General features: G+C 71.6%; 12 protein-coding genes and 22 pseudogenes. 18 read left to right on the top strand and 16 right to left on the bottom strand.

What is annotated here, in order from left to right; genetic code table 11:
• From FF86_RS40070 to msrA, 6 genes and pseudogenes are all read left to right on the top strand, one after another.
• Window positions 1-768, top strand: a pseudogene (locus tag FF86_RS40070) (phosphoenolpyruvate carboxykinase domain-containing protein); the annotation flags it as partial.
• 1 nt (window position 769) lies between these two features.
• Window positions 770-1,287: pseudogene (locus tag FF86_RS40075) on the top strand (phosphoenolpyruvate carboxykinase domain-containing protein); the annotation flags it as partial.
• 1,567 nt (window positions 1,288-2,854) lie between these two features.
• Window positions 2,855-3,235 (top strand): PIN domain-containing protein (locus FF86_RS40080; protein WP_242418153.1); only part of this gene is annotated, 381 nt, incomplete at its 3' end.
• 1 nt (window position 3,236) lies between these two features.
• Window positions 3,237-3,863, top strand: a pseudogene (locus tag FF86_RS40085) (PhoH family protein); the annotation flags it as partial.
• A 1-nt stretch (window position 3,864) separates the two neighbouring features.
• Window positions 3,865-4,147 (top strand): annotated as a pseudogene (locus tag FF86_RS40090) (PhoH family protein); the annotation flags it as partial.
• Window positions 4,148-4,287: 140 nt separating this feature from the next.
• On the top strand, window positions 4,288-4,953 hold the full coding sequence (msrA, locus tag FF86_RS04225) for a peptide-methionine (S)-S-oxide reductase MsrA (protein ID WP_044883417.1): 666 nt from the start codon (window positions 4,288-4,290) through the stop codon (window positions 4,951-4,953).
• 89 nt (window positions 4,954-5,042) lie between these two features.
• On the opposite strand, the gene FF86_RS40095 is transcribed toward msrA, so the two are convergent.
• The 3 genes and pseudogenes from FF86_RS40095 to FF86_RS04235 form a co-directional block, all read right to left on the bottom strand.
• Window positions 5,043-5,490, bottom strand: a 448-nt coding sequence (locus tag FF86_RS40095) for an HAD hydrolase-like protein (protein WP_242418154.1), incomplete at its 5' end; no start/stop codon positions are given.
• 1 nt (window position 5,491) lies between these two features.
• A pseudogene (locus FF86_RS40100) lies at window positions 5,492-5,918 on the bottom strand (TIGR01457 family HAD-type hydrolase); the annotation flags it as partial.
• Between the two features lie 64 nt (window positions 5,919-5,982).
• Complete coding sequence (locus tag FF86_RS04235) at window positions 5,983-6,243, bottom strand: hypothetical protein (protein ID WP_128423252.1); 261 nt, start codon at window positions 6,241-6,243, stop codon at window positions 5,983-5,985.
• Window positions 6,244-6,841: 598 nt separating this feature from the next.
• Here FF86_RS04235 and FF86_RS04240 point away from each other — a divergent pair.
• From FF86_RS04240 to FF86_RS40105, 3 genes and pseudogenes are all read left to right on the top strand, one after another.
• Window positions 6,842-7,402 (top strand): hypothetical protein, encoded by a 561-nt coding sequence (locus tag FF86_RS04240; protein WP_044883420.1) that lies wholly within the window; start codon window positions 6,842-6,844, stop codon window positions 7,400-7,402.
• Between the two features lie 10 nt (window positions 7,403-7,412).
• Window positions 7,413-8,060: maleylpyruvate isomerase family mycothiol-dependent enzyme (locus FF86_RS04245; RefSeq protein ID WP_242418155.1), on the top strand; the 648-nt coding region annotated here is incomplete at its 3' end.
• A 1-nt stretch (window position 8,061) separates the two neighbouring features.
• Window positions 8,062-8,168: pseudogene (locus FF86_RS40105) on the top strand (maleylpyruvate isomerase family mycothiol-dependent enzyme); the annotation flags it as partial.
• A gap of 239 nt (window positions 8,169-8,407) precedes the next feature.
• Here the strand turns inward: FF86_RS40105 and FF86_RS40110 are convergent.
• A pseudogene (locus FF86_RS40110) lies at window positions 8,408-8,661 on the bottom strand (hypothetical protein); the annotation flags it as partial.
• A gap of 1 nt (window position 8,662) precedes the next feature.
• Window positions 8,663-9,282 (bottom strand): annotated as a pseudogene (locus tag FF86_RS40115) (hypothetical protein); the annotation flags it as partial.
• Window positions 9,283-10,126: 844 nt separating this feature from the next.
• On the opposite strand from FF86_RS40115, the pseudogene FF86_RS40125 reads away from it, so the two are divergent.
• From FF86_RS40125 to FF86_RS04270, 5 genes and pseudogenes are all read left to right on the top strand, one after another.
• Window positions 10,127-10,469 (top strand): annotated as a pseudogene (locus FF86_RS40125) (polyphosphate kinase 2); the annotation flags it as partial.
• A 1-nt stretch (window position 10,470) separates the two neighbouring features.
• Window positions 10,471-10,545: pseudogene (locus FF86_RS40130) on the top strand (hypothetical protein); the annotation flags it as partial.
• A 14-nt stretch (window positions 10,546-10,559) separates the two neighbouring features.
• Window positions 10,560-11,077 (top strand): annotated as a pseudogene (locus FF86_RS40135) (polyphosphate kinase 2); the annotation flags it as partial.
• Between the two features lie 380 nt (window positions 11,078-11,457).
• The gene (locus FF86_RS04260; protein WP_044883423.1) at window positions 11,458-12,114 is read left to right on the top strand and encodes a nucleoside monophosphate kinase; all 657 of its coding nucleotides are present in this window, start codon (window positions 11,458-11,460) and stop codon (window positions 12,112-12,114) included.
• A gap of 1,425 nt (window positions 12,115-13,539) precedes the next feature.
• Entirely contained in the window at window positions 13,540-14,097 is a 558-nt protein-coding gene (locus FF86_RS04270) for an NUDIX domain-containing protein (RefSeq protein WP_236705473.1), read from the top strand.
• Window positions 14,098-14,125: 28 nt separating this feature from the next.
• On the opposite strand, the gene FF86_RS04275 is transcribed toward FF86_RS04270, so the two are convergent.
• The 3 genes and pseudogenes from FF86_RS04275 to FF86_RS40145 form a co-directional block, all read right to left on the bottom strand.
• Window positions 14,126-15,676: serine/threonine-protein kinase (locus FF86_RS04275; RefSeq protein WP_242418156.1), on the bottom strand; the 1,551-nt coding region annotated here is incomplete at its 5' end.
• A 164-nt stretch (window positions 15,677-15,840) separates the two neighbouring features.
• Window positions 15,841-16,041: pseudogene (locus FF86_RS40140) on the bottom strand (MBL fold metallo-hydrolase); the annotation flags it as partial.
• 1 nt (window position 16,042) lies between these two features.
• Window positions 16,043-16,686 (bottom strand): annotated as a pseudogene (locus FF86_RS40145) (MBL fold metallo-hydrolase); the annotation flags it as partial.
• 422 nt (window positions 16,687-17,108) lie between these two features.
• On the opposite strand from FF86_RS40145, the pseudogene FF86_RS40150 reads away from it, so the two are divergent.
• The 3 genes and pseudogenes from FF86_RS40150 to FF86_RS04290 form a co-directional block, all read left to right on the top strand.
• Window positions 17,109-17,236: pseudogene (locus tag FF86_RS40150) on the top strand (TetR family transcriptional regulator); the annotation flags it as partial.
• Window position 17,237: 1 nt separating this feature from the next.
• A pseudogene (locus FF86_RS61855) lies at window positions 17,238-17,714 on the top strand (TetR/AcrR family transcriptional regulator); the annotation flags it as partial.
• Window positions 17,715-17,754: 40 nt separating this feature from the next.
• Window positions 17,755-18,471: a nucleoside/nucleotide kinase family protein gene (locus FF86_RS04290; RefSeq protein WP_044883426.1), complete on the top strand. Its 717-nt coding sequence runs from the start codon at window positions 17,755-17,757 to the stop codon at window positions 18,469-18,471.
• A gap of 4 nt (window positions 18,472-18,475) precedes the next feature.
• On the opposite strand, the gene FF86_RS04295 is transcribed toward FF86_RS04290, so the two are convergent.
• Together FF86_RS04295 and FF86_RS40155 are read right to left on the bottom strand one after the other, a co-directional pair.
• The coding region (locus FF86_RS04295) for a PfkB family carbohydrate kinase (RefSeq protein WP_242418157.1) at window positions 18,476-19,222 on the bottom strand (747 nt) is incomplete at its 5' end.
• Between the two features lies 1 nt (window position 19,223).
• Window positions 19,224-19,507: pseudogene (locus FF86_RS40155) on the bottom strand (sugar kinase); the annotation flags it as partial.
• Window positions 19,508-19,820: 313 nt separating this feature from the next.
• Between FF86_RS40155 and FF86_RS04300 the strand changes: the two are divergent.
• A complete protein-coding gene (locus tag FF86_RS04300) occupies window positions 19,821-20,843 on the top strand; it encodes a serine hydrolase (RefSeq protein ID WP_242418158.1) in 1,023 nt (340 codons plus the stop codon).
• A 219-nt stretch (window positions 20,844-21,062) separates the two neighbouring features.
• Here FF86_RS04300 and FF86_RS40160 read toward each other — a convergent pair.
• The 6 pseudogenes from FF86_RS40160 to FF86_RS04310 form a co-directional block, all read right to left on the bottom strand.
• Window positions 21,063-21,211, bottom strand: a pseudogene (locus tag FF86_RS40160) (Si-specific NAD(P)(+) transhydrogenase); the annotation flags it as partial.
• 1 nt (window position 21,212) lies between these two features.
• Window positions 21,213-21,373: pseudogene (locus FF86_RS40165) on the bottom strand (Si-specific NAD(P)(+) transhydrogenase); the annotation flags it as partial.
• A 1-nt stretch (window position 21,374) separates the two neighbouring features.
• Window positions 21,375-22,472 (bottom strand): annotated as a pseudogene (gene sthA, locus FF86_RS04305) (Si-specific NAD(P)(+) transhydrogenase); the annotation flags it as partial.
• A gap of 618 nt (window positions 22,473-23,090) precedes the next feature.
• Window positions 23,091-23,190, bottom strand: a pseudogene (locus tag FF86_RS40170) (hypothetical protein); the annotation flags it as partial.
• 1 nt (window position 23,191) lies between these two features.
• Window positions 23,192-23,255: pseudogene (locus FF86_RS40175) on the bottom strand (hypothetical protein); the annotation flags it as partial.
• A gap of 1 nt (window position 23,256) precedes the next feature.
• Window positions 23,257-24,442: pseudogene (locus FF86_RS04310) on the bottom strand (class II fumarate hydratase); the annotation flags it as partial.
• Between the last annotated feature and the right edge of the window lie 506 nt (window positions 24,443-24,948).

Consider the following 24,948-nt stretch of genomic DNA (forward strand, 5'->3'; position numbering starts at 1 on the left):
GCGGTGCATTCGCTTGGCGCTCCGTTGGAGTCCGGTGCGGCCGACGTCGCTTGGCCGTGCAACACGACGAAGTACATCACCCATTTCCCGGAGACCCGCGAGATCTGGTCTTATGGATCGGGTTACGGCGGTAACGCACTGCTCGGCAAGAAATGCTACGCACTGCGCATCGCGTCCGTCATGGCGCGCGACGAGGGCTGGCTCGCCGAGCACATGCTCATCCTCAAGCTGACGTCGCCCGCGGGCAAGGTTCACTACATTGCCGCGGCTTTCCCGTCGGCCTGCGGAAAGACCAACCTCGCGATGCTCATTCCCACCCTTCCCGGGTGGAAGGCGGAGACTGTCGGTGACGACATCGCATGGATGCGGTTCGGTGAGGACGGCCGGCTCTACGCTGTCAACCCCGAGGCCGGCTTCTTCGGTGTCGCCCCCGGCACGGGTGAGCAGACCAACCCGAACGCGATCAAGACGCTGTGGGGCAACACGGTCTTCACGAACGTGGCCCGCACCGACGACGGCGACGTCTGGTGGGAGGGGCTGACCAAGCAGGCCCCGGGGCACCTCACCGACTGGAAGGGCCACGACTGGACCCCCGAGTCCACCGAGCCCGCCGCGCACCCCAACGCCCGCTTCACCGTCCCCGCCGGGCAGTGCCCGACCATCGCCTCCGAGTGGGAGGACCCGAAGGGCGTGCCGATCTCGGCGATCCTGTTCGGTGGGCGCCGGGCGACCGCGGTTCCGCTGGTCACCGAGGCGCCCGACTGGCGGNGCGGGGTCTTCTTCGGCTCGATCGTCGCCTCCGAGACGACCGCGGCCCAGGCCGGCGCGATCGGCAAGCTGCGCCGCGACCCGTTCGCGATGCTCCCGTTCTGCGGCTACAACATGGCCGACTACTTCGCCCACTGGCTCGAGGTCGGCCAGAAGGCCGACCAGGCGAAGCTGCCCCGGATCTACTACGTGAACTGGTTCCGCAAGAGCCCGGAGGGCAAGTTCCTCTGGCCCGGCTTCGGCGAGAACAGCCGCGTCCTGGCCTGGATCGTCGGCCGCCTCGAGGGCCAAGCCGACGGTGTGGAGACCCCGCTCGGTGTCCTGCCGACCAGGGACGCCCTGCCGACCGAAGGCCTCCAGATCGACGAAGCCGACCTGGACGCCCTGCTCACAGTCGACATCGACGTCTGGAAGCAGGAGGCCGACCTGATCCCCGAGCACTACCAGACGTTCGGCGACCGGCTCCCCGCCGCTCTCTGGGCCGAGCACGAGGCCCTGGTCAGCCGTCTCGACGGCTGACCCGCGACACCAGCGTCACCCCGGCCCGCGCCGGGCGGTTCCCCCGCCCGCGCGGGCCGTCGCATGTCCGCCCCCAGCCGGTTCCCGCCGGATGCCCGCCCCGACCGGCTTCCCCGACTGGTTGCGCTCTGTCACGATTCCCGTGTACAGCGCACGCACTTGTGTGCCCGCTATGCCGTGGCCGGCGGCCCCGCATTCACCGGAAAACGGGCCCGCTCTCCGCTCCCTGGGCCCGGCGGCCCGCATGTTCCACGGGCACCTGCGCGTGTCGTCGCGGGGATTTCCTGCAACGTCCGTGACTGATCGGCGGATTTCCGTCAAGGGGGCGTGAGGGTCGGTCGGCAGGAGAATCGGACCCCGCCGGGCCGCCCGCTCCTCGGAAATTGTGGTCCGTCCAGCCCCGTGCCGCCCGATCCATCCGGCCCGAGTCGTTCCATCCACATTTCCCGGTGTTGCCGGGCCACCTCGCCATGTTTCCGAAAGACTTCCGGCCACCCCGTACGCGCCCGGAAGGGCACTCGCGTTACCTGGGTCCCAGGNCGGAGCCGCCCGATTCCTTGCTCCTGGTCCGGAGCTGATCCCGGCGGCNGGCAGATTCCCGATCACCGTCCCGTGGCACCCGCCCCGAGGATCCGGGTCGGTTAGGTACTCCTAACCTTTCCTGGTCTTCTCGGGACCATGGCATCCTCGACCCCACCGGCAGACCGCACCGCCCGCCCTTGTCGCCCTGGCGTGTTCTCCGCTTCGCCGCATCCGGTACCCTCCGCTCCCTTTCCGTGATTTCCTCACCTCTCCGTGACGCCTTTCCGCCTTCGCGGCCGGGAGGACGCGCCCCCTGCTTCCGGCTGCCCGCTCCGCCCGCCGGCCCCCGTGGCCCTGCCGTGCGGGTCTCCATCCCCTGCCGGGCCCCGACCCCACCGGTCCTACGCCGCGCAGCCGAAGATCACAGTGTTCCGCGGAACCGCGCCCGGCTGCCTGACCTCGACGGGAACGATGAGCCCCACCTCCACACCTCGACAATCTGGAGGGGAGCGGAACTGCTGGAGGTTGATGGCGGGCCGAGGGCCTGGGGTGGTGATCAACCTCCAGCGATTGCTGCCGTGCGGGGAGGTTGATCACTTCTGATGGGTTCCGGGGGATGGTGCTCCGGGCTTGGGGCGGGGATCGACCGCGTGACGGGGTTGTTGCTCGGGTGCGACTCTATTGATCTTGTGGTCTGGATGTGGTGCGGCTTGCGGGAAGGTCGGTGAGTGCTGGCCGGCGCCCTGGGGAGGAGGNCTGCTGCGGGGCGTCACGATCGGGGCGCTATGTCACCGAAAGGGACACAGTAGGCACCCGAGGAGGCAAAACGTTTCCCGTTCTTAACGCAACGTGTTGCTCGAAGTGGGTCGCCATCCTGGGAGGTGGCAGCTACCGTGAGAGCCCTAGCGTCTCAAGCCGTGGTCCGGCGTGGTGCCGGACCTCTCGGGAGGCCCCTCGGTGCCGCAAGCGCGACTACACCAGGAGGCCGGTGCCCGGCTCCTGGAGGGGTCGGTCCCGGACTACCTCCGAGTAAGCGGGTGGGCGTGTGCCACGAACGCATGTCGTCGACACAAGCGTGCTGCTTTCTGATCCTGGCGCGCTGCTGCGGTTCGCGGAGCACAATGTCGTGCTCCCCCTCGTCGTCATAGGGGAGCTGGAGGGCAAGAGGAACCACCCGGAGCTGGGCTGGTTCGCCCGGGAGGCCCTGCGCCTGCTGGACGACCTGCGCATTCGGCACGGTCGCCTCGACCAGCCCATCCCGCTGGCGGGTGGGGGAACGCTTCGGGTGGAACTTAATCACACCGACGCGGCGGTGCTTCCACCGGGGTTCCGGGTGGACACGAACGACTCGCGGATCCTGTGTGTCGCGATGAACCTCGCCCGCGAGGGCGCGGACGTCGTGCTGGTCACCAAGGACCTTCCGCTGNGGGTCAAGGCCTCGGTGCTGGGGCTGCCGGCGGAGGAGTACCAGGCGTTGTCGCCGGTGGACACCGGCTTCTCCGGCATGGCGGAGCTCACCGTCGCCCAGGAGGACCTCGACCGGCTCTACTCCCGTGAGTACACGGAGATCCTGGAGGCCGCCGATCTGCCCTGCCACACGGGTCTGGTGCTCACCACGGCAGGCGGCAGCGCCTCGGCGCTCGGCCGGGTCACGGCGGACAAGCAGGTCCGGCTGGTGCGCGGGGACCGGGACGCGTTCGGGCTGCACGGGCGGTCCGCGGAGCAGCGGGTGGCGCTCGACCTACTGCTCGACCCGGACGTCGGCATCGTCTCGCTCGGCGGTCGGGCCGGCACCGGCAAGTCGGCGCTGGCCCTGTGCGCGGGTCTGGAGGCGGTGATGGAGCGCCGGGCCCACCGGCGGGTCGTCGTCTTCCGGCCGCTCTACGCCGTCGGCGGTCAGGAGCTCGGTTACCTGCCGGGCAGCGAGAACGAGAAGATGGCGCCCTGGGCGCAGGCCGTGTTCGACACCCTCGGTGCCCTGGTCTCCCAGGAGGTGATCGAGGAAGTCGTCGACCGGGGGATGCTGGAGGTGCTCCCGCTCACCCACATCCGCGNGCGGTCCCTGCACGACGCCTTCGTGATCGTCGACGAGGCGCAGTCGCTGGAGCGTGGAGTCCTGCTCACCGTGCTGTCCCGGCTGGGGCAGGGCTCTCGGGTGGTGCTCACGCACGACGTGGCGCAGCGCGACAACCTGCGGGTCGGTCGGCATGACGGGGTCGCGTCGGTCATCGAGACGCTCAAGGGTCACCCGCTGTTCGCGCACGTCACGCTCACCCGCTCGGAGCGTTCGCCGATCGCGGCGCTCGTGACCACGATGCTGGAGGACCTGGTTCTCTGACGCGCCGCACCCGGACCGGGCCCGCGTGGTGGCCCGGTCCGGGGTCCAGTCCGCGGATCCGGCCGGGCGCCGGCGGGCCGCGGGAACGCCCGGCCGCCCTGGATGGTTGTCAGAGGAGACACTCACCGGAGGTGGCACAGATGTTCTTCGGTCGCCATAAGACCACGCTGCCCACGCCCGAGGAGGCGCTCCCCGGCCGGGATCGCCCGGTTTTCGTGGGCGACTCCCGGCACACCGTCCTCGGCACCTCGTTCACCGGGCCGTTCCCGGACGGGCTGGACACGGCCGTGTTCGGCCTTGGCTGCTTCTGGGGCGCGGAGCGCGCGTTCTGGCAGGTGCCCGGCGTGTACACGACCGCGGTCGGCTACGCCGGCGGATCCACCCCCAACCCGACGTACGAAGAGGTGTGTTCCGGGCAGACCGGGCACACCGAGGCCGTGCTGGTCGTGTTCGACCCGGCGAAGGTCTCCTACGCCGAGTTGCTGAAGGTGTTCTGGGAGGGGCACGACCCGACCCAGGGCATGCGCCAGGGCAACGACGTGGGCACCCAGTACCGCTCGGCGATCTACACGACGTCCGAGGCGCAGGCGGTGGCGGCCGGCGCGAGCCGGGACGGGTTCGAGAAGGTCCTGCAGGGCGCGGGCTTCGGCCCGATCACCACCGAGATCGCCCCGGCGGGCCCGTTCTACCTTGCGGAGGAGTACCACCAGCAGTACCTGTCGGACGCCAAGAATCCCTACGGCTACTGCGGCCTCGGCGGCACCGGGCTGTCCTGCCCGGTGGGCGTCGCAACCGCGGACGGCTGACCGCGGACGGCTGACAGCGGCCGGTGGTCTGGGCCACCGGCCGGTCATCGCCTTCGCCGAGCGCGGCGGATCAGCCTGAGGCCGTGGGATCAGCTCTGGGTGGCGTGGCGTGGTTCCGCGTCGTCGGGGGCGGCTGCCGGGGCCGGGCGGCGGGCCGGCGCGGTGGGCGCCCCGTCGATGGTGTGGACGTCCCGCCCGACCGGGATCCGGGCGATGCTGTCCACGACCGCGGTCGGGCGGTAGGGGAACCGCTCGATGTCGGCGTGCGTCGTGATGCCGGAGAGCACGAGCACGGTGTCCATCCCGGCCTCCAGGCCGGCGACCACGTCGGTGTCCATCCGGTCGCCGATCACCACCGTCGTCTCGCTGTGCGCGGACAGGGTGTTCAGGGCGCTGCGCATCATCAACGGGTTCGGCTTGCCGACGAAGTACGGGGTGACCCCGGTCGCCTTGGTGATCATGGCGGCGACGGCGCCGGTCGCCGGAAGGAGCCCCTCGACCGACGGTCCGGTCGGATCGGGGTTCGTCGCGATGAAGNGGGCGCCGTCGCGCACCAGCCGGATCGCCCGCGTGATCGCCTCGAAGCTGTAGGTCCGGGTTTCCCCGAGCACCACATAATCCGGCGAGCTGTCGCTGAGCACATATCCGATGTCGTGCAGCGCCGTGGTGAGCCCCGCCTCGCCGACGACATACGCCGAGCCGCCCGGCCGCTGCGTGTGCAGGAACAGCGCGGTGGCGAGCGCGGAGGTCCAGATTCGCTCAGGCGGGATCTCCAGGCCCGAGCGGGACAGTCGCGCCGACAGATCGCGGGCCGTGTAGATCGAGTTGTTCGTCAGTACCAGAAAGCCGAGGCCCGAGGCGATGACGCCGGCGATAAACGCGTCCGCCCCGGCAATCGGGTGTTCCTCGTGGACGAGAACGCCGTCCATGTCGATGAGATAGTTCTCGATGATCCGTTCCGACATGGCCACTGATTCTGCCCGCCGGCCGGCCCGACGGCGGGCAGGGGCGGTTACTGGGAGGGGCGTCTCACAGCACCGCGACGCCGGCGGCCTGCTGGCTGGCCGGCAGCGTCAGACACAGGGCGGGGACGACGAGCCACTCCCGCAATCCCTCGTCGTGCGCGTACTTGTGCGCGTAGCCCGGGCTGCGGAACGGGCCGACCACCCCGCGCACCCGCCCGCCCGGGCCCCCGAGCACGACCACGGCCCAGGCGGCGGCGTCGTCGTCGTCCGCCGCCCGGTCCGGCAAGGATGTGGATTCCCACCAGTACGGCCCACCCTCGACCATTCACGCCCCCTTATGCATGTTTTCCAGCGGCCACCCGTGATGGCGACACATGGTTCGGCAGGTCATCGCGCCGGGCGCGCACATTCGCGTCGCTGGATGTCGTTGCCGAAATGATCGTCGCCTGGTCCCTCCGGCCGGGCCGGCGATGCGCCACGATGCACGCCGACGCCGTGGATGGCCCCTCCGATATCGTGCGCCTTCCCGTCGTCTTGTCCATCGAAACAGCCGAATTTTTTCTCGGCGGTGTCCGACGGACAGCCCACGGAACGCGCATCTGCATTGGCTGGTGCACGGCCGTTCTCACTCGGCATACGTTCGCGGCGGTCCGGGCACGGCCGAATCGAAAATGTGACAAACATCGTCGAGTGCTCCGGCGACCCACCGCGGGGTGGCGCGAGGGTGGCGCCCGGCGTGGGCTCGGCGGGGTGCGATCGCGGTCCGGCGGGGATGCGATCGCGGTCCGGCGAGGGGTGGATCTGGCCGGGAGCGGCGGGGCGGTCGGAGAGGTCTCGGGGCCGGCCGGCGGCGACCCGGGCGCAACGTCCGGGTTGATTCGGGCGTCTGTTCTGTCGGTTACTTCTCGCGATGTGGGGGATCCGTGCGCCGGCGCCGTAACGATTACCGCAACTGGGAGGAACTGTCCCGCCAGGAGCGCCGCCGGGGCCTCGCGATCCTGGGCGTGGCCGGCGCCGGTGCGGTGACCGCGGTGTACCTGATCGTCGGCGGCGGCGGAACACAGGCCGAGGCCGGCGCGGTGGTCCCGCCGACCATCGACGTGAAGACCCAGCTCGCCACCTGGTACGCCACCACTGCCGGGATCCGCGACGAGATCGTGGCGTCCGTCAACGTGGTGCGCACGGACATCCAGGCGTCCGACGGCACGGCGCTGAGGCCGGCGTGCGTCCAGCTCGGCCAGGCCGTGGACCGGATCGGTGCGCTCGGCGTGCCGCCCGTCGCCACCGCCAGCCAGACCTGGACCGACGGCGCCACCGCCTACGCCCAGGCCGTCACCGCCTGCGGGAACCTCTTCGACGGCACCGCCCTGCCCCCGCCGGTCCTGCTCCAGCGCACGACCGATGCCCTGAACACCGCCGACGGCCACTGGACGAGGCTGGCCGCCCAGATCGGCGCGCCGGCGCAGATCGTTGCGACGAACTAGCACGTCGCCCGTGGGCGTCTGCCCTGCCAGACTCGGGCAGGTGGACCATCTCGCGCTCATCGAGGCCGAGGGCGTCGCGTTGCTGGCGACGACCAGCGAGCATCTCGACAGTCCCGTGCCGACCTGCCCGGGTTGGAGTTCGCGCCGCCTTCTGCGGCACGTCGGACGCCTGCTGCACAGCGTCAGCGCCGTCGTGGCGCGGGGCACGACCGAGCCGCCGCCGCCGAATCCGCCCGCGCCCACCGACGACGAGGGACTGATCGCCTACTACCGGCGCTCCCTCGACGACCTGCTGCGCGTGCTGCGCGAGACCGATCCCGCCCGGCCGGCGTGGAACCACACCGGGGTGGCGCCGCCGGTCGCCGGGTTCTGGCACCGCCGCCTCGCCCAGGAGCTCACCGTGCATCGCTGGGACGCCGACAACGCCGTCGGCGCCGCTCGCCCACCCGCGGCGGAGGTGGCCGCGGACGGCGTGGACGAGCTGCTGACCATCCTGCTGCCCGGCGAGCGCGCCCGCGCGACGACCACCGGACTGGCTCACGGTGGCGTGCACGTCCACCTCACCGACGTCGAGGGGGAGTGGCTGGTCGCGCTGGCCGGCAACGACGTCACCGTGACCCGGGAGCATGCCAAGGGGGACGCCGCCCTACGTGGCCCCNCCGCCGCCGTGCTGCTCGCCCTGTGGGGCCGGCTGCCGTTCGACGATCCCGATCTCGCCGCCTTCGGTGACGTCGCTCTGCTCCCGGCGCTGCATCCCGGCGTCTGACCCGCCCGGGCACACCCGAGCGGCGGCCCCCGAGCGGCCGGGGCAGCACCACGGTGGTGCCACCCGGGTGTGCCGCCGGACGGCGCTACCGGGGGTGGCGGCCCGCCACCGGGATGGCATCGCGGTGCCGGCACTCACGTGCGGCCCGCGGGTGTCAGGAACCACCCTGGCGGGCGTCAGGAACCACCCTGCGGGCGTCAGGAACCACCCTGCGGGCGTCAGGAACCACCCTGCGGGCGTCAGGAACCACCCTGCGGGCGCCGGAACAGGGTCGCGGTGGGCGCGGCCTGGCTCAGGGTCGCCTTCGCCGGGGTGAACAGGAACGACTGCTGCGGCACGCCGTCCGGCCCGAGCAGGAACGCCCGCTCGATCGAGTCGACCGTGATGCGGGCCCCGCGGTCGATGCCCGCCCCGACGACGCGGGTGGCCTCGATCGTCGAGATGTCCTCGGCGACCGTGCCGGGGGGAAGCTCGACGGCGGTCGCGGCGGGGGNGTCCTGTTCGATCGCCCAGAGGGGATAGATCTTGTTCGACCGGTAGGTCTCGCCGTTGCCGGACAACCGCACGCCGACCGACAGACCGACCCAGTTGTTCTCCGTGTTCGGCGTCCCCACCGTGTTCTTACGGATGATCAGATAGAGGTAGTTGCGCGGGTCGCTGATCTTCGTGGTGGAGTTCGGCGCCTTGTTCTCGTCGACCTTGCCCTCGCGGGCGACCTCCTGCGCCATCACCCAGTAGGTCCACGGGTTGCGGTCCATCTGCCGCTCGCGGGCGTCGGCGTTCGGGTCGAGGGTGTCGGCGGCGGACAGGGCGAACCGCATCGGGCCGTCCGGGTTCTGGCACATGCCGTTGTTCAGCGTGCACGTCCCGAGCAGCGGGTGACCGCCCTCGGAGCGGCCGGTGAAGGGCTGCGTCGTGTGGTCGGGGCCCTGGATGACCGCGCTGCCGGGGATCGCGTTGCCGGCGGCGTCGATCTCCACCTGGTAGGTCCACTCGATGTCGGTGGTGCGGCCCCACTGCGCCATCAGCGCCGGGGCGGACGTGCCGCCGTCCTCGTTGCTCCAGACCATCGAGTAGGTCAGCAGCCGGTGTCCCGAGATCGCCGTCGGCGCCTNGGAGTGGAAGGCCAGCAGCGGCGTGTCCGTGATCGCGTTCTGGAACGGTCCGCCGGCCAGCGGGTCCGCCGCGGTCGCCGACGACGGCGCGCCCGCGTCGGGAGAACCGGCGGTGGGCAGCGGCACCGTCCGGCCGTACACCACCGGGGCGTGCGCCAATGCCTGGTAGCCGTTGTCCTGGGGCGTGACCGTCCGGAAGGTGAAGCCGGTCAGCCGGGCCGACGCGGCCGCCTGCGGCGAGCGGTCGGCGGCGAACTGCGCCCGCAGGGTGTGGTCCCCGGCGGCGAGGTGGCCCAGCGCCAGGCTCCGCTTGATCGGGAACGAGGCGGGGATGACGACGTCGGTGGCGTAGGTGTTGNCGACGAACAGGGACACCACGGCCGACTCGCTGCCCGGCGAACCCCACGACACGCCGGGCGCGGCGGTGGTGACGTCGAGCAGGACCTCGCCCTCGGCGCCGGTCCGGAACGGCATCGAGGTGTCCTGCCCCCGGTTCAGCACGACCTCCGCCGGCGGTGCCGGCGCCTTGTCACCGGAGCCGCACGCCCCGAGCCCGACCGTCAGTGCGGCTGCGGCCAGAGCCGCACCCACCGCCCGCCGCAGTCCCCTCGACACCCGCGTTCCTCCCCGAAATCGGGGAGGTCGCCACCCGCGCGGCCGTTCCCCACGTCCCCGATTCCCGTACACATCCTGCTCTGTAGTGAATTGTCGTCCTGCACCGGTACGGCCGGCGCCGAGCGGGTGGCCACGCGTCCGGTGGCGGCGATGATGGGCTGATGGCAATCCCGAGGCGGGCGAGTTGCTCGTGTCGGGCGAGTTGCTCAGGGCAGGGAGAGTGGGGACATGGCGCAGGGACGACACGGCGGGCCGGCGGGGGACGGGGCCGGCGAGGGCGGCGGGGTCACGGCCGGCACCGGTGGGTCGCCGCAGGCCGCCGGACCCGCCGGACCCGCGGGGATCGCCGCGGCCGATCCCTCGACCGCGGCGGCCCTCGCGGTGGGAATCACTCCGTGCCGGGTCTCCAGGAAGGAGTATGAGAGGGAACTCGACCGCCTGCAGACCGAGCTGGTTCGGATGCAGGAATGGATCCGGCATACCGGATTCCGGCTGGTGGTGGTCTTCGAGGGGCGGGACACCGCGGGCAAGGGCGGCACCGTCAAACGCATCCTCGAGCGGCTCAACCCCCNCCAGTGCCGGGTCGTCGCGCTGGGCACGCCGACCGAGCGGGAACGCACCCAGTGGTACTTCCAGCGCTACCTGGCNCACCTGCCCGCCNCCGGCGAGATCGTGCTGTTCGACCGGAGCTGGTACAACCGGGCGGGGGTCGAGCGGGTGATGGGATTCTGCACCGACGACGAGTACGACGACTTCCTGCGCACCTGCCCGCAGCTCGAGCGGGCGCTGGTCCGCTCCGGGATTGTCCTGGTGAAATACTGGCTGTCGCTCAGCGACGAGGAGCAGGAGCGTCGCTTCCAGGAACGCATCGACAATCCCGGCAAGCGGTGGAAGCTGTCGGCGATGGACCTGCAGGCACGGGCCCGTTGGGTGGATTTCGCGGCGGCCAAGGACGAGATGTTCGCCTACACCGACATTCGTGAGGCGCCCTGGTACGTGGTGGACGCCGAAGACAAGCGCACGGCCCGGCTCAACCTGATCAGCCATCTGCTGTCGGTCGTGCCGTACGGCGACGTGCCGCATGACCGCGTCGTGCTGCCCCCGCGGCAGGAGAAGGCCTACAAGCGACCCCCGATCGACAGCCAGACCTGGGTGCCGCGCCGCTACGCGCGGGGCTGAGCGGGCCGTCCGGCGGGCCAGGCGGCCCGCCGCGGGTGGCGCGCAGGTGCCACCTGATCAGGGTGAGACGGCCCTCGCACAACCGCCCTTTCGGTGCCGGTCGAGGACCTGCGCCGGCCGTCCGTCGGGTGGCGCCACCGGGTCGACGGGCCTGCCGGCGGTGGCCGTAACCTCCCGCTGCCCGCGGTTCTTCGGCACCCACCCGCGGCCCGTCACGCCGTTGACCAGGATCTGTGTCGTTGCCCACGCCGCATTCACGCGGGTGGCTGCCGGGTCGGCCCATTCGTTCAGCGGATACGGTACCCGGCAGGGAATGAACCGGACGACGGTCCGCGGCCGACCACCTGTGCGACCTGCGATTCGAGCGGGAGAGGGATTTCGTGCGCAAGTTCGTCATCATGGGAGTACAGGGCAGTGGCAAGGGAACCCAGGCGACGATGCTGGCACGGGATTTCGACCTCGTCCACATAAGCGTCGGCGACGTCTTCCGCTGGAACGTACAGAATCACACGAAGCTGGGCGCCCAGGTGAAGCGGACGGTTGCCGCCGGCCACCTGGTCGGCGACGACCTCGTCGAATCGGTGGTGCGCACCCGGCTGGCCGACCACGACTGGAACTACGGCTTCATCATCGACGGATTTCCCCGCAACGCGCGGCAGGCGGAGTTCTTTCTGGAGAGCTACGACATCGACGGGGTCATCTATCTGGATCTCCCGGACGACGAGGTCTACCGGCGGGTGCTGGCCCGCCGACTGTGCTCCCGCTGCGGCCTGGACTACAACCTGATAGCGAGCCGGCCGGTCATGCCGGACACCTGCGACGTCTGCGGAGCACGGCTGCGCAGGCGGGCCGACGACAATCCCCAGGCACTGGCCGTGCGGCTGCGTGACTATCACGAGAAGACCCAGCCGGTGATGGAGATCTTCCAGCGCAAGGAGTTCGTGGCCGTCGTCGACGCCCGCCGGGAGCCGCGGGCCGTTCAGACGGAGATCCGCGGGTACTTCAACCTGCCGGACCTGGCCCCCGCGCCGGTGTGATGCCCCGGCGGCGCCGGCCGCCTCGTCAGTTCTTCGTGAACACGATGGCGATCGCGTTGGACTGGCCGAGGCCCGCGGCGCCGAGGCTCCCGGTGACGCCGTGCCCGGTGAAGGCCAGCGCGCGGGCGACGCCGGGAAGGCCGACGTCCGAGGTGATCCGGTAGCCGGCCGGCGGCAGCGCCGTGCGGTAGAAGGCCGCCACCCGGTNGCTGGGCACCCCCGACAGCGTCACCGTCGAGGTCTTCCCGGTGGTCGTGCCGACCTTCACCCCCGCTCCGGGCGGCAGGGGGAAGTCCGCGGGGACGTTGGTGCCGTGCAGCGCGGCCGGTCCGGTCACCGTATCGATCTTCCCCACCCCGGGGATGGACGTCGACAACGAGCTGGGAAGGGCCGTCGGCAGGGCGGTCGGCAGGGCCGTGGGCAGGCCGCTCGGCAGGGCCGTGGGCAGCGCCGTCGGCAGGCTCGCGCTGGCGCTTGGGTCCGGCAGGTCGACGCCGTCCGAGCCGCAACCGGCCGTCAGACCGACGAACCCGGTCAGGGCGAGCCCCGCCATGAGCACCGTGGCCCGACGGGCACGGCGCTCCCCTGGGCGCGTCGCGTCGAGAGCCTGACTGTCGGCCACGGTGGGGTCCTCCCGTTGGTCCCGCGGTTCCCGGGCCCAACCGTCGCATCGCTCCAGGTAGCCGGTGAGGGCGTACGTGATGGCGATGTGCCTTGGTGCCGACGGATGGCGGCCCGGTGTCGGCATTCTGCCGTTGCGTCCTCGCCGACCCTAGTCGCGGCCGGACGCCGGCTGCCCGCGGTGTCGGCTGACCGTCACGATCATCGGTGCCGGGGGTACCGCAACCGCTGCGGGGCCACCCGAACGTGCTGCCTACAGGTGCCGGTTGCCNCCGCGTTCGGCGCCCGCGTGTTCCGCCGCCCCGGGCCGCCCGTATCCGGGCTGACCTGGGGTGAGGTCGACCCTCGACTGAAGATGGAGCAAAATTTCTGATTTGCGGCACGAAGGAGGTTTAGCGATGGTAGGGGCGGGGTACCCGGCAGGCGGGTACTTGCCCTGTTTGTCCGCTTCACCCGATCTCGGGAAGGATGGATCGACGTGCGGGATGCCGTAGGGGTTGCGGCCGGCGTGCCGCGAAGCTCGACCAACTGTCACACTCCGTCGCGATGCCGGGGCGGTCTGGTGAGTTGCCCACGGGGAGGGGTGCGTCGCGCCGAACGTGGCCGAGCGTCGCGCGCATCGTCTCGNGGGCCAGCGCGACTGGACGAGGAAGTCCAGGAACATGCCGAACTGGCATTCCGATTTCTTCCGATATAGCCAGGTTTATCGACACGGTGAGTGAGGGTATGTGTGCAGTACGAACTTCGGAGTGTCCCGCCCCGGTGTTCCGTGTTGAGCACCCGACACCTGTACGTTCTCTGAGCGTGGCGGTCACCAACAACGCGGTGATCGGTGTGGCCCTCGGCTACATCGAGGCGAACCCGGACGAGATGGACCTCATGCGGTCCTTGGTCGTGCTTGCCCTGCACGGGCCTGCCATCGCAGCCCGTAGCACGACGCCGGCTCACGTCACCTGCCGCGCCGCGATCGTTTCCCCCGACTGGCAGGTTCTTGAGATCACGGACTCGGCCACGTCCACCTGGCACCTGCCGGGCGGCCACGTGGACGCGGGCGACTCGTCCCTGCTCGGCGCGGCGCTCGGGCTCGCCGCCCGCCGTGCCGGAGTGGAGACGAACATGGTCATCCCCGACGGGATCATCCCCTTCGACGTCGAGGCGAGGATTGTCGAGGCCGCGCCGACGCGCGGGGAACCCGAACACGTCCACTACGAGATGACCTACCTGTTCCACGTCGAGGACCGCAGCCTCGCCGTGCCCGACTCCGTCAGCACCCGCGTCCGCTGGGTCGAGCCCGGGCAGGTCGCCGGCCAGCTCGGCGAGAAGCTCACGAAGGCGTCCCGCCAATCCCGCCTGGTGCCCTGATCCCGGCAGGCGGGGCCGGGTGCCCCGCCTACCGGGTCGGCTCCGGCCGCGCGGCGGCCGGACCTCGCAGGTACAGCGCGAACGCCGCCGCGAAACAGCAGGCCAGGGCGAGCTCCGACGCCGCGGCCGCCCGCGGGCTGCCGGCCCACAGCTCGCGGGCGAGGAATAGACCGAGCACGCCGCCGGCGACGCCGCCGGCGATGACGGTCACGGAGACGAACCAGGCGGTTATGCCGCCCGGTGGACGTGGGGCCTGCGCGCCCACCGGGGCGACCGGGGTGACCCGGCCGGTCCGGTCGCCGGTCCGGTCGCCGCTCCGGTCGCCGCTCCGGTCGCCGGTCCGGACGAAGGCCAGTACGCCCACCGCGGCGGCCACCAGGCCGGCGCCGCCCGGCCCGGTGACGTCGCCCGCGGGGTAACCCCCCGCCGCGAGCGCGAGGCCGAGCAGGCACAACGCCGCACCGATCACCGCCCCCAGCATTCCGCCGGCGCCGCGGGGACCGATCGGCGCCGGCTCGCCGTGGTTCAGGTGGTTCGGGTGGTTCAGGTGGTTCGAGTGGCCCGGGCTGCTCGGCGTCGTGACCAGGTCCGAGTCCCCGGTCCTCGACTCCTCGATCCCCAAGCCGCCGATCCCCGAGTAGGCGATCCCGCCGCGCGGGCCACTGATCCAGTCGTCCGCGGCGCGGGTGGCCGTGGCGGGGACGGCCCGGCTGATCAGCGGGAGCGCCTGTGCGGGCCAGGGCCGGACGGCTGGCCGGGTCACCGGAACGCCCAGCTCCTGGAGCTCGGCGGCCAGCCGGGACGCGGTCGGCCGGTCCGCCGGCCTCTTCGCCAGCGCCCAGCCGACCAGGTCGGCGAGGTCGCCGGGCAGGTTCGTCAGGACTGGTGGGGAGTCCGCGACGGCGGCGTAGGCGTCGTGAGGCGTCGCAGTGGGGAACGGTGGCGTCCCGGCGGCGGCGTAGGCCACGCAGCATCCCCAGGCGAAGACGTCGCAGGCCCGGGTGACGACGCCCGTGAAGCGTTCCGGCGCCATGAACGCCGGGACGCCGATGGGCGGGCCCTGGGTGGTGAGGCTTTCGTCGTCGGCCTGGACGCGAGCCAGGCCGAAGTCGATGACCTTGATGCCGTTCGGCAGACAGATGACGTTCGCGGGGTGCAGATCGCGGTGGACGATGCCGTGCGCGTGGATGTCGGCCACCGCCTCGGCGAGCTCGGCGGCGAGGGCCAGCAGGAAGCGGTCGCGGAAGACGCCGGCCTGGGCCACGACCTGGCCCAGGTTGGCGCCCTGGACGTATTCGAGCGCCACCCAGGGCGGGCGGCCGGTCACGTCGGCGTCGAGGAAGCGGACCACCCGTTCGCTCGTCAGCGTCCGGTGGGTCGCGACCTCCGCGACGAAGCGCTCGTAGGCCTGGGGGATCGGGTGGTCGCGGCCGAGGCTGCCCGGGATCTTCAGCGCGACCCGCCGACCGACGGAGTCGCGTGCCAGGTAGACGACGCCCATGCCGCCGGCACCGATGCGTTCCAGCAGCGTGTACGGCCCGATCTGGCGGGGGTCGTCCTCGCGGAGAGGGTCGTGCTGNGCCATCGAGACCTCCGGGAGCCGCGCCGGTCCAGCCGTCGGGCCAGAAGTCTCGCAGGCGGCGCCGAACCGGCCCACCCCCCTCGCCTGTCCGGAGGCTTCGGCGTCCGATTTGTCCCGCCGGCTGGGCGGGCGTGGGGACAAGCCGGCGCACAGGATGGCGGCTACGGGGTGTCGGTGGCGAAGCGGAGGTAGCGGTCGGCGGAGCGGCGCACGGCGGCCCGGCCGTCGGCGCGGACCACGGTCTGCCAGAACGCGCCGTAGACGGCGTCGAAGTCGAACGGTTCGAGCAGGGCCAGCGCGCGGCGGACGACGCTGGGCCGTTCCGGAATGTAGTTCGGGTAGCTGTACATGAAGCTCACCCANCGGCGGTCGAGGACCACCTGCAGGATGTCGCCGGAGAACAGCGCCCCCCGCCCGCCCTCGCCCTGCGCCCAGTGCAGGACCGTGCCGCCGGCGAAGTGCACCCCGCCGTTGATCAGGGTCAGCCCGGTGCCGATCGTCAGCGCGTCGCCGGACCACAGCTCGACGGCGCCGTCCGGCCGGCCGAGCCAGTCGGCATCCGCGGCGTGGACGTAGATCGGAGCGCCCCCGAACGCCCGGCTCCAGTCGACCATCGCCCCGTAGAAGTGCGGATGGCTGACCGCGATGGCGGTGACGCCGCCGAGCGCGGCGACCCGGCCGGCGAGCTCGTCGTCGAGGAAGGGCACGCAGTCCCACAGGATGTTGCCGGCGTCCGTCTGGACGAGCAGCGCCCGCTGCCCGATGGAGATCTTCGGTTCGACGCCGACGCCGGTCACCCGCTCGCCCTCCGGACGCAGCACGCCGCGGTAGCCCCCGGCGCGCAGCCGGGCCAGCGACGTCCACCGCTGCCCCTCCCACCCGACGTACTGCCGCTCGTCCTCGCAGACCGGGCAGTCGACCCGCACGGCGCCGTACTGCACCCCGCAGGTCAGGCAGATCGGCAGGTCGAGATTGAGGTCGGGAAGACGGAACGGCGGCACGGGCACCCCCGGGGACGGGTCGGCGGCTGGGGTTCGTGGATTCGGATTCGCGGCCTGGTCAGTGGGCCACGAGCTGGCGGAACCGGCTGCGGTGGAACACCAACGGTGTCACGTTCGGGTCCGAGCCGGGCGCCTGGACGCACAGCAGCGCAATGACCGTGATGGGAAAGTTGCTGCGGCGTAGGGAGAAACGTCTGGTTACGACGTTGCGGGAATGCTCGGGCGGCAGTCCGGATGATCCGCACGCGCACGCCCGGCAGGTGCCGTGGCCTGCGTGGGAGGCCGTCTGCGAGCGGAGCGGGGCGCCGGCTGAATCCTTTAGCTTTGCTACATTTTGTGTTTTCGACCGTGCTGATGGCGCTTTGTGGGGGTTGCTGGCCCGGGTACGCGCCGACAATGGAGTGTCGGCTCCGAGTCACGAGGTACCCATGAACCCACCCAGCAGGAACGTCGAACGGGGTGCCGCGACCCGGGAGCACCTGCTCGGCGTCGCCACCCGGCTGTTCGCCGAGCGGGGCTACGAGGGCACCTCGATCGACGCCGTCCTCACCGAGACNGGGGTGAGCCGCGGTTCGCTCTACCACCACTTCAAGGGCAAGGACGCGCTGTTCGACGCGGTGCTGGAGGCGGTCGAGCTGGACGTGGGCCGCCGGCTGGTGGCCGCCGTCGGCACCGACAGCTCGCGCGACCCCGCCACGGCGCTGCGCCTGGGCTGCATGGCCTGGATCGGCATCGCGGGCGACCCCGTCGTCCAGCGCATCCTGCTCATCGACGCGCCGGGGGTCCTCGGCTGGGCACGCTGGCGGGAACTCGACGAGCGGCACGCCTTCGGCAAGATCAAGCAGACGGTCGCGGAACTCGCCCGGGACGGCGTGTTCGACGCCTCGATGGCCGACCTGTTCGCGCACGTGCTGCTCGCCTCGATGAACGAGATCGCCCTGCTCGTCGCCCGGGCCGACAACCAGCGCGCCGCGATCCGCCACGCCCGTGCCGCCGTCGACGAACTCCTGCGCCGCCTGCTGCGCCCGACCTGACCCCATCGCCCCCGCCGCGAGCCGGTGACACCATCACCGGGTGGATCCCCGTCCGCCGGCCCGGCCCGGCGCGCTGATCGGTCGGGCGGCCGTGCTGGCGAGGGCGCAGACGCTCCTGGCGGCGGGCGGGCGCGTCCTGCTCGGGATCGCCGGGCCGCCGGGCGCCGGGAAGAGCACCCTCGCCGACTGGCTCGTCACGCAGCTCGACGCCCGCCACGGCACGAGCCCGAGGCTCGTCGCGCAGGCGCCGATGGACGGCTTCCACCTGCCGAACGGCACGCTCGCCCGGCTCGGCCTCGCCGACCGCAAGGGCGCCCCCGAGACGTTCGACGCCGCCGGTTACGCGTCCCTGCTGGCCCGACTGCGCGCCGGCGGACCGCAGGAGGTGGACGCGCCGTCGTTCAGCCGCCTCCACGACGCGCCGGTCCCGGGAGCGCACCGGATTCCGCCCACCGTGCGGCTGGTGATCTGCGAGGGGAACTATCTGCTGCTGGGTACCGGAGCCTGGGCGCAGGTGCGCGCATGCTGCGACGAGACCTGGTTTCTCCAGGTCGACGAGGAGGTCGCCCGGACCCGTCTGATCGCCCGGCACACCTCCGGCGGGCGCTGCGGACCGGCCGCGCGACAATGGGTCGAACAGAACGATCTTAACAATCTGCACCTGGTGGATGCGACGGCCCCGCGCGCCGATTACCTGGTCCGGCTCCCCCCGGACGAACCGCCGCCCGATCGGATCCGCCTGGCCGCTGACCGCTGAGGACTCACCCGCAACGCGGCGCCTCGCCTCGGGTCAGCCAGGAGCGCGTGCCGAAGCTCGTCACCGACCGGGCCGCGACCCGCGACGCCGCCCCCAGCGCGTCCACCAGCGCGTCGGTGGTGAGCTCGGGCGAACCCGCGATCGACCAGGCGAACGCCCCGTGAAACACGTCGCCGGCGCCGAGCGTGTCCACCGCGTGGACAGCCGGGGGCCGGACCTCCCCGCCGGCCTGGGCGGTCGCCCACCGGACCGGACCGGGACCGCGAGTCACCGCGGCGAACGAAGGCCCGTGCGCCAGCAGGTAACGCAGCACCTCGTCCGGGTCGCCGCCGACGCCCGGCGGCCGGAAGGCGGACCCGCACAGCGCCACGTCGACGTGGGGGAGCAGCCGCTCGGTCCCCGGCTTCCAGGAACCGCCGTCCAGCACCACGGGCGGCCACCCGGCCGGGCTCGCCGTCCCGGCCGGGCTCGTCGAGGCCGTGCGGGCCACCGATGCGGGCGCGGCCGTCGCTGTCGTCGGCCGCGCCCGGCGGGCCGCCAGGACGCCGACGGCGACGTCGGGCTGATGGCCGTCGACGAGGACGACGTCCGCCCCGGTGAGCAGGGCCCGCGTGGCGTCCGCGGCGCCCGGTGCGGCGCCCGGCAGCGCGCCGTGCGCCGACACCACCGCCCGCTCCCCGGCCGCGTTGACCATGATCGCCGAAACCGGCAGGACCTGCTCTCCCGGCCGCAGGTCGTGATGCCGGATTCCNAGCGCGGCGAGATCCGCCCGCGCCGCGGCGGCCAGCGGCCCGGAGCCGACCGCGCTGACGAGCGTGGCCCGACCCCCGAGATGGGCGAAGGCCACGGCCGCGCCCGTCGCCGGGCCGCCCGCGGCGACCACCAGATCGTCGGCGACGATCTTCTCGTCGGGCCCGGGTGGGTGTCGGACCAGGTAGATCGTGTCGAGGGTGGTGAGGCCGACGAACAGCCCCGCCGGCCGTCCGGCCACCTCCCCGACCGGCCGCGCCCCGCCCCCGTCTTCCTGCCTCGCCACNNGCTCTCCCGTCATCGGCCCGGAAACCGGTCTGGTCTGGTCTGCGCCGGGCAGGAATCGGTGCCTCCGTCCGAGTATTCGGGTAACTGCGTTTCGGCGCAAAGATGTCACCCTGCCGAGCTGGGATCTAATATGGTGCTATAACGCCTTAGCGTTCATCAAGTGTGAAACATCATTGTCGCCCTGCGGGTTCTGTTTGTCGTAGCGGTAAAAGATTGATGTCGTTTTCTTCCGTACTCTTCTTAAATTGGTCCGCCTTGGTTAGACAGGCGGCGTGCTTGAACGAGTGGCGCGCCGATGGGGCGCGAGTGTGGTGTTGCTGACTGTCACCGGTGTGGCCGGTGGCGTGATGTACTGGCCGGCGGGCGAGGCGCCCGGGTCGGCGGGGCTCGGCGGTCCGCTGGCTGTCGGTGCACCCGCCGCGGTGTCCGCACCGGCGTCGGCCGCGCGGGCGGGGGGCCTCGGGATCATCAGCCCGGCGCTGGTGCGACGTCGCGTGGAGGCCGTGGGGACGGGCGGTGCGGCCGCGCCGGCGACGGACGGCGCGCTCGCGACCAGGCAGGCCGGCGGTCTCGCCACGGTCGAACCGATCGCGGCGGTGCGCGGTGCCGCGTCGAGCGGCCTGGCGGCGCGGTTCCGCGGCTACCTCGCGGGCCGGCCGGGGCACGTCAGCGTCGCCATGTACGACGCGGTTGCCGGCACCACGGCCGTCTACACCGACCCGGCGGTCGCCGGCTACGAGACGGCGAGTTCGGTCAAGCTCGACATCCTCACGGCGCTCGTGCAGCGGGCGGGCGCATCGGGGCGGCTCACGGCCCGCGAGCAGGCGCTCGCCCGGCGGATGATCTCGGTCAGCGACAACGCGGCGGCGAGCGCCCTGTGGGCCGATGTCGGCGGCGCCCCTGCGATGAACGCCTTCTTCGCCCGGCTCGGCATGCACGCGACGACGGCGGGCCCGGGCGGGAAGTGGGGACTGACCCGGACCACCGGGGCCGACCAGCTCGCGGTGCTGCGCGCGATCGCCTACCCGGGCACCTTGTCGGCCGCCGGGCGCGCCACGGTGAGCAGCCTGCTGCGGACCGTGATCCCGGCGCAGCGGTGGGGCCTGACCGGCGGCGTTGCGGCGGGGGTCGCGGTGGAGCTGAAGAACGGCTGGCTGCCCCGCACCAGCGGCTGGGTGATCACCAGCCTGGCGCATGTCCATGGCGCCGGACGCGACTACATCATGGCCGTCTACACGAAGAACGGGCCGAGCATGCAGTCGGGCATCACCACGGTGCAGGGTCTGTCCACGCTGGCCTGGAAGGCGGCGAGAAGCTCGACGTCCGCCGGGTAGGGCGGCGGCCTCGGGGCCGTCGGGCTCGGGGCGTCGTGCTCGGGCCGTCGGGCTCGGGGCGGCGGGCTCGGGGCGGCGGGCTCGGGGCGCCGGACTCGAGTCCGGCGCGGCCGTCGTCCCCCGTCGCGTGCTTTGGACCGGGAGCTGTACCTCGGCCCGCGACGGGGGTGCGTGGGTGCTGCTGATACTGCTGATGCTGGGGTCGCCGTAGCGGAGGGATCAGCCGCTGAAGCGGGCGACGGCTCGCATCTTGTTCATCGCGTCGAGCGCCGCGACCTTGTAGGACTCGGCCAGCGTCGGGTAGTTGAAGACGCTGTCGACAAGGTAGTCGATAGTGCCGTTGCACCCCATCACCGTCTGCCCGATGTNGATCAGTTCGGTGGCGCCGGTGCCGAACACGTGCACCCCGAGCAGGCTCCGGTCCTCGGGGCTGACCAGCAGTTTCAGCATCCCGTACGAGTCGCCCAGGATCGCGCCGCGGGCCAGCTCCCGGTACCGGGCGATGCCCACCTCGAACGGGATCGCGAGCTNGGTGAGCTCGTCCTCGGTCCGCCCGACGTAGGAGATCTCCGGGATCGTGTAGATCCCGATCGGCATGAGCTCCGCCCGCATCGCGTTGACGTTCTCGCCGCACGCGGCATACGCCGCCAACCGGCCCTGCTCCATCGAGGTCGCGGCGAGCGCCGGGAAACCGATGACGTCGCCGACGGCGTAGATGTGCTCGACCTCGGTGCGGAAGTCGGAGCCGACCTTGATCCGGCCGCGGTTGTCCGCGGACAGCCCCGCCGCCGGCAGGTTGAGGATGTCGGTGAGCCCCTGCCGTCCCGCCGAGTACATCACCGTGTCCGCGGGCAGCTTCTTGCCGCTCTCCAGCAGGGTGAGCGTCCCGCCGTTGTGCCGCTCGACCGACACCACCGACTCGCGGAAGCGGAACGTCACCGCCAGGTCCCGCAACTGGTACTTCAGGGCCTCGACGATCTCGACGTCGCAGAAGTCCAGCATGCGGTCCCGCCGCTCGACGACCGTCACCTTGGTGCCGAGCGCGGCGAACATCGAGGCGTACTCGATGCCGATCACTCCGGCGCCGACGACGACCATCGACCGCGGCAGCCGTTCGAGGGCCAGGATCTGGTCGCTGTCGACCACCGTCCGGCCGTCGAAGTCGACCGTGTCCGGCCGCGCGGGCCGGGTGCCGGTGGCGATGATGATTCGTTCGGCCTGGACCCGCCGGTCCTCGATGTCCCCGGCCGCCCGCACGCTCACCGTGTGCGGGTCGATGAAGCTCGCCAGGCCCGTCAGCAGCGTGACGTGGTTGCGGCTGAGCTGGTTGCGGATGACATCGATTTCGCGGCTGATCACATGCCTGGTCCGGGCGGACAGATCACCCACGGTGATGTCGTCCTTGACCCGGTAGCTCGACCCGTACAGCTCGCGCTGCGACATGCCGGTCAGATAGAGAACGGCCTCCCGAAGCGTCTTGGACGGGATCGTGCCAGTGTTGATGCTGACACCGCCGATCATCTCCCGCTTGTCCACGATCGCGACCCGCCGGCCGAGCTTGGCTGCCGCGATCGCAGCCTTCTGCCCGCCGGGTCCGGACCCGATGACGAGGACGTCATAGTCGAACACCGTCACCTCCCCGCATTCTTTCCGGCTCCCGGTGAAGCAGAGGCTATCTGGCCGGAGCGGGCGGATCGGCAAGTTGCACGGGCTTGTTACGTTTATTTCTTCTCCGCGCTTTCCCCCGGGGGTTTCAGCCACGCGATATCACGGAAAGTGTTCTCCCGTAAACCTTCTGTGATGACCGAGACGTGCCGGCGGTGGGTGGCACACCCGAGCCAAGCCGGTCCGCCGGCCGTACGCCGCTGGGGCGGATCGACCGCGCGACGGCGTCGAATGATCTTCGCGGGACCGCTCGAAATTCGTGTCGCCTTCACCCGTAACGAACGCGCCGCCGTCTCGTTAGACCTGGGGCGGGGGTCGTGGAGGCTGTCTGGGGGGTCTTCCACGACCCCCGCCGCGCCGCCGCCGCGTCGCCGTTGTCGGGACGGACGCCCACCCGTTGGCGGGAAGGTGCGCTGGGAGCGGTGACGGGCGAGGGGAACGGCGCCGGACGCCGGCTCCGGAGCGATCCTCCGGAGCCGGCCCGTCCGGCCGCTCGTCGCCGGGTGAGCCACCGACGAGCGGATCATCGGCGGATGGACCGCCTACGGGTGGGTCATCGAGAGCACGTCGAGGGCGGCGTCNAGCTGGTCCTCGGTGAGCTTGCCGGCCTCGATGTAGCCGCGCTCGATCACCACCTCGCGGATCGTCTTCTCCTCGGCGAGGGACAGCTTCGCGACCTTGGNCGCCTCCTCGTAGCCGATGTACTTGTTCAGCGGCGTCACGATGGACGGTGAGGACTCGGCGTAGNGGCGGCAGCGCTCGACGTTGGCGACGATCCCGTCGACGCAGCGGTCCGCGAGCAGCCGGCTGATCGTGGACAGGATGTGGATCGACTCCAGCAGGTTGCGCGCGATCACCGGCAGCATCACGTTGAGCTCGAAGTTCCCGGCCGAGCCGCCGAAGGCGACCGCCGCGTCGTTCCCGACGACCTGCGCGACGACCTGGCAGACCGCCTCCGGGATGACCGGGTTCACCTTGCCGGGCATGATCGACGAGCCGGGCTGCAGGTCCGGCAGGTGGATCTCCCCGAGGCCGGCCCGCGGCCCCGACGAGGCCCAGCGCAGGTCATTGGCGATCTTGTACAGCGAGATGGCGATGACCCGCAGCACCCCGGACGCCTCGACCAGGCCGTCCCGCGACGCCTGTGCCTCGAAATGGTTGCGCGCCTCGGTCAGCGGCAGACTCGTGCTGGCCGCCAGTTCCTCGATCACCGCAGCGGAGAAGCCGGGCGGGGTGTTGATGCCGGTGCCGACGGCCGTGCCGCCCAGCGGCAGCTCGCCCACCCGCGGCAGGGCCACGGTCAGCCGCTCGACGCCGAGGCGGACCGCCGCGGCGTAGCCGCCGAACTCCTGACCGAGCGTCACCGGCGTCGCGTCCATCAGGTGCGTCCGCCCGGACTTCACCACGTCCGCGAACTCGGTCTCCTTACGGCCGAGCGAGGCGGCGAGGTGCTCCAGCGCCGGGATCAGCTCCTGCACGATCCCCTGGGTCGCGGCCACGTGGATCGACGACGGGAAGACGTCGTTCGACGACTGCGACGCGTTCACGTGGTCGTTCGGATGCACCGCCCGGCCGAGCCGCTCGGACGCCAGCGACGCCAGCACCTCGTTGGTGTTCATGTTCGACGAGGTGCCGCTGCCGGTCTGGAACACGTCCAGCGGGAACTGGTCGTCCCAGTCGCCGCGCGCGACCTCGGCCGCCGCGTCCGCGATCGCCTCGGCGATGTCGGCGTCGAGCACCCCGAGCTTGGCGTTCACCGTCGCCGCCGCCGCCTTGATCCGCGCGAGCGCCTGGATGTGCGCGCGGGAGATCCGCTGGCCGGAGACGGGAAAGTTCTCCACCGCCCGCTGCGTCTGGGCTCGCCACCGGGCCGAGGCCGGCACCCGGACGTCGCCCATGCTGTCGTGCTCGATGCGGTATTCCTGCTCGCTCATGCGCCCGTTCTCCCGATGTTCCGTCGCCGTTGACCTGCATCTGACCAGCACCACACGCCGGTGCCCACCACCCGGCGAGAGGCCGTCTGGACAGCGGCCCCATCGCCCGACCCTAGGACATGTCGGGCGACTGGTGCCCGCGCCGCACGGGCGCATGGGAGCTCTCACACCGTCCCCCGCAAAGCGCCTCCGGCGCTTTGCGGGGACCCCTGGTATTGGGCGCCGTGCGGGTTTCGGTCAGATCGCCTTCGGCGAGCTTCCCTGGATGTGGGTGTCGGCGTGATCGGGCGAGTCTGGTGCGCTCATGGTTCGGCGGGTGGCGCGCGCCAGGCCCGGCACCCGTCCGCAACATCTCGGAACGGCCGACGGGATCGCAACCAGCCTGTCCCGCCCCGGCCGCGGCGACCGCCTCGAGGGTCGCTGATCATCCCTAGAGGGATCGCAACTAGTTGCCGGGTGCCGCGCCGGCGTAGTCGCCGGGTCGCTGATCATCCCTAGAGGGATCG

It is taken from the genome of Frankia sp. CpI1-P (assembly GCF_001421075.1).
In the GTDB taxonomy this organism is placed as follows: Bacteria; Actinomycetota; Actinomycetes; order Frankiales; family Frankiaceae; genus Frankia; species Frankia torreyi.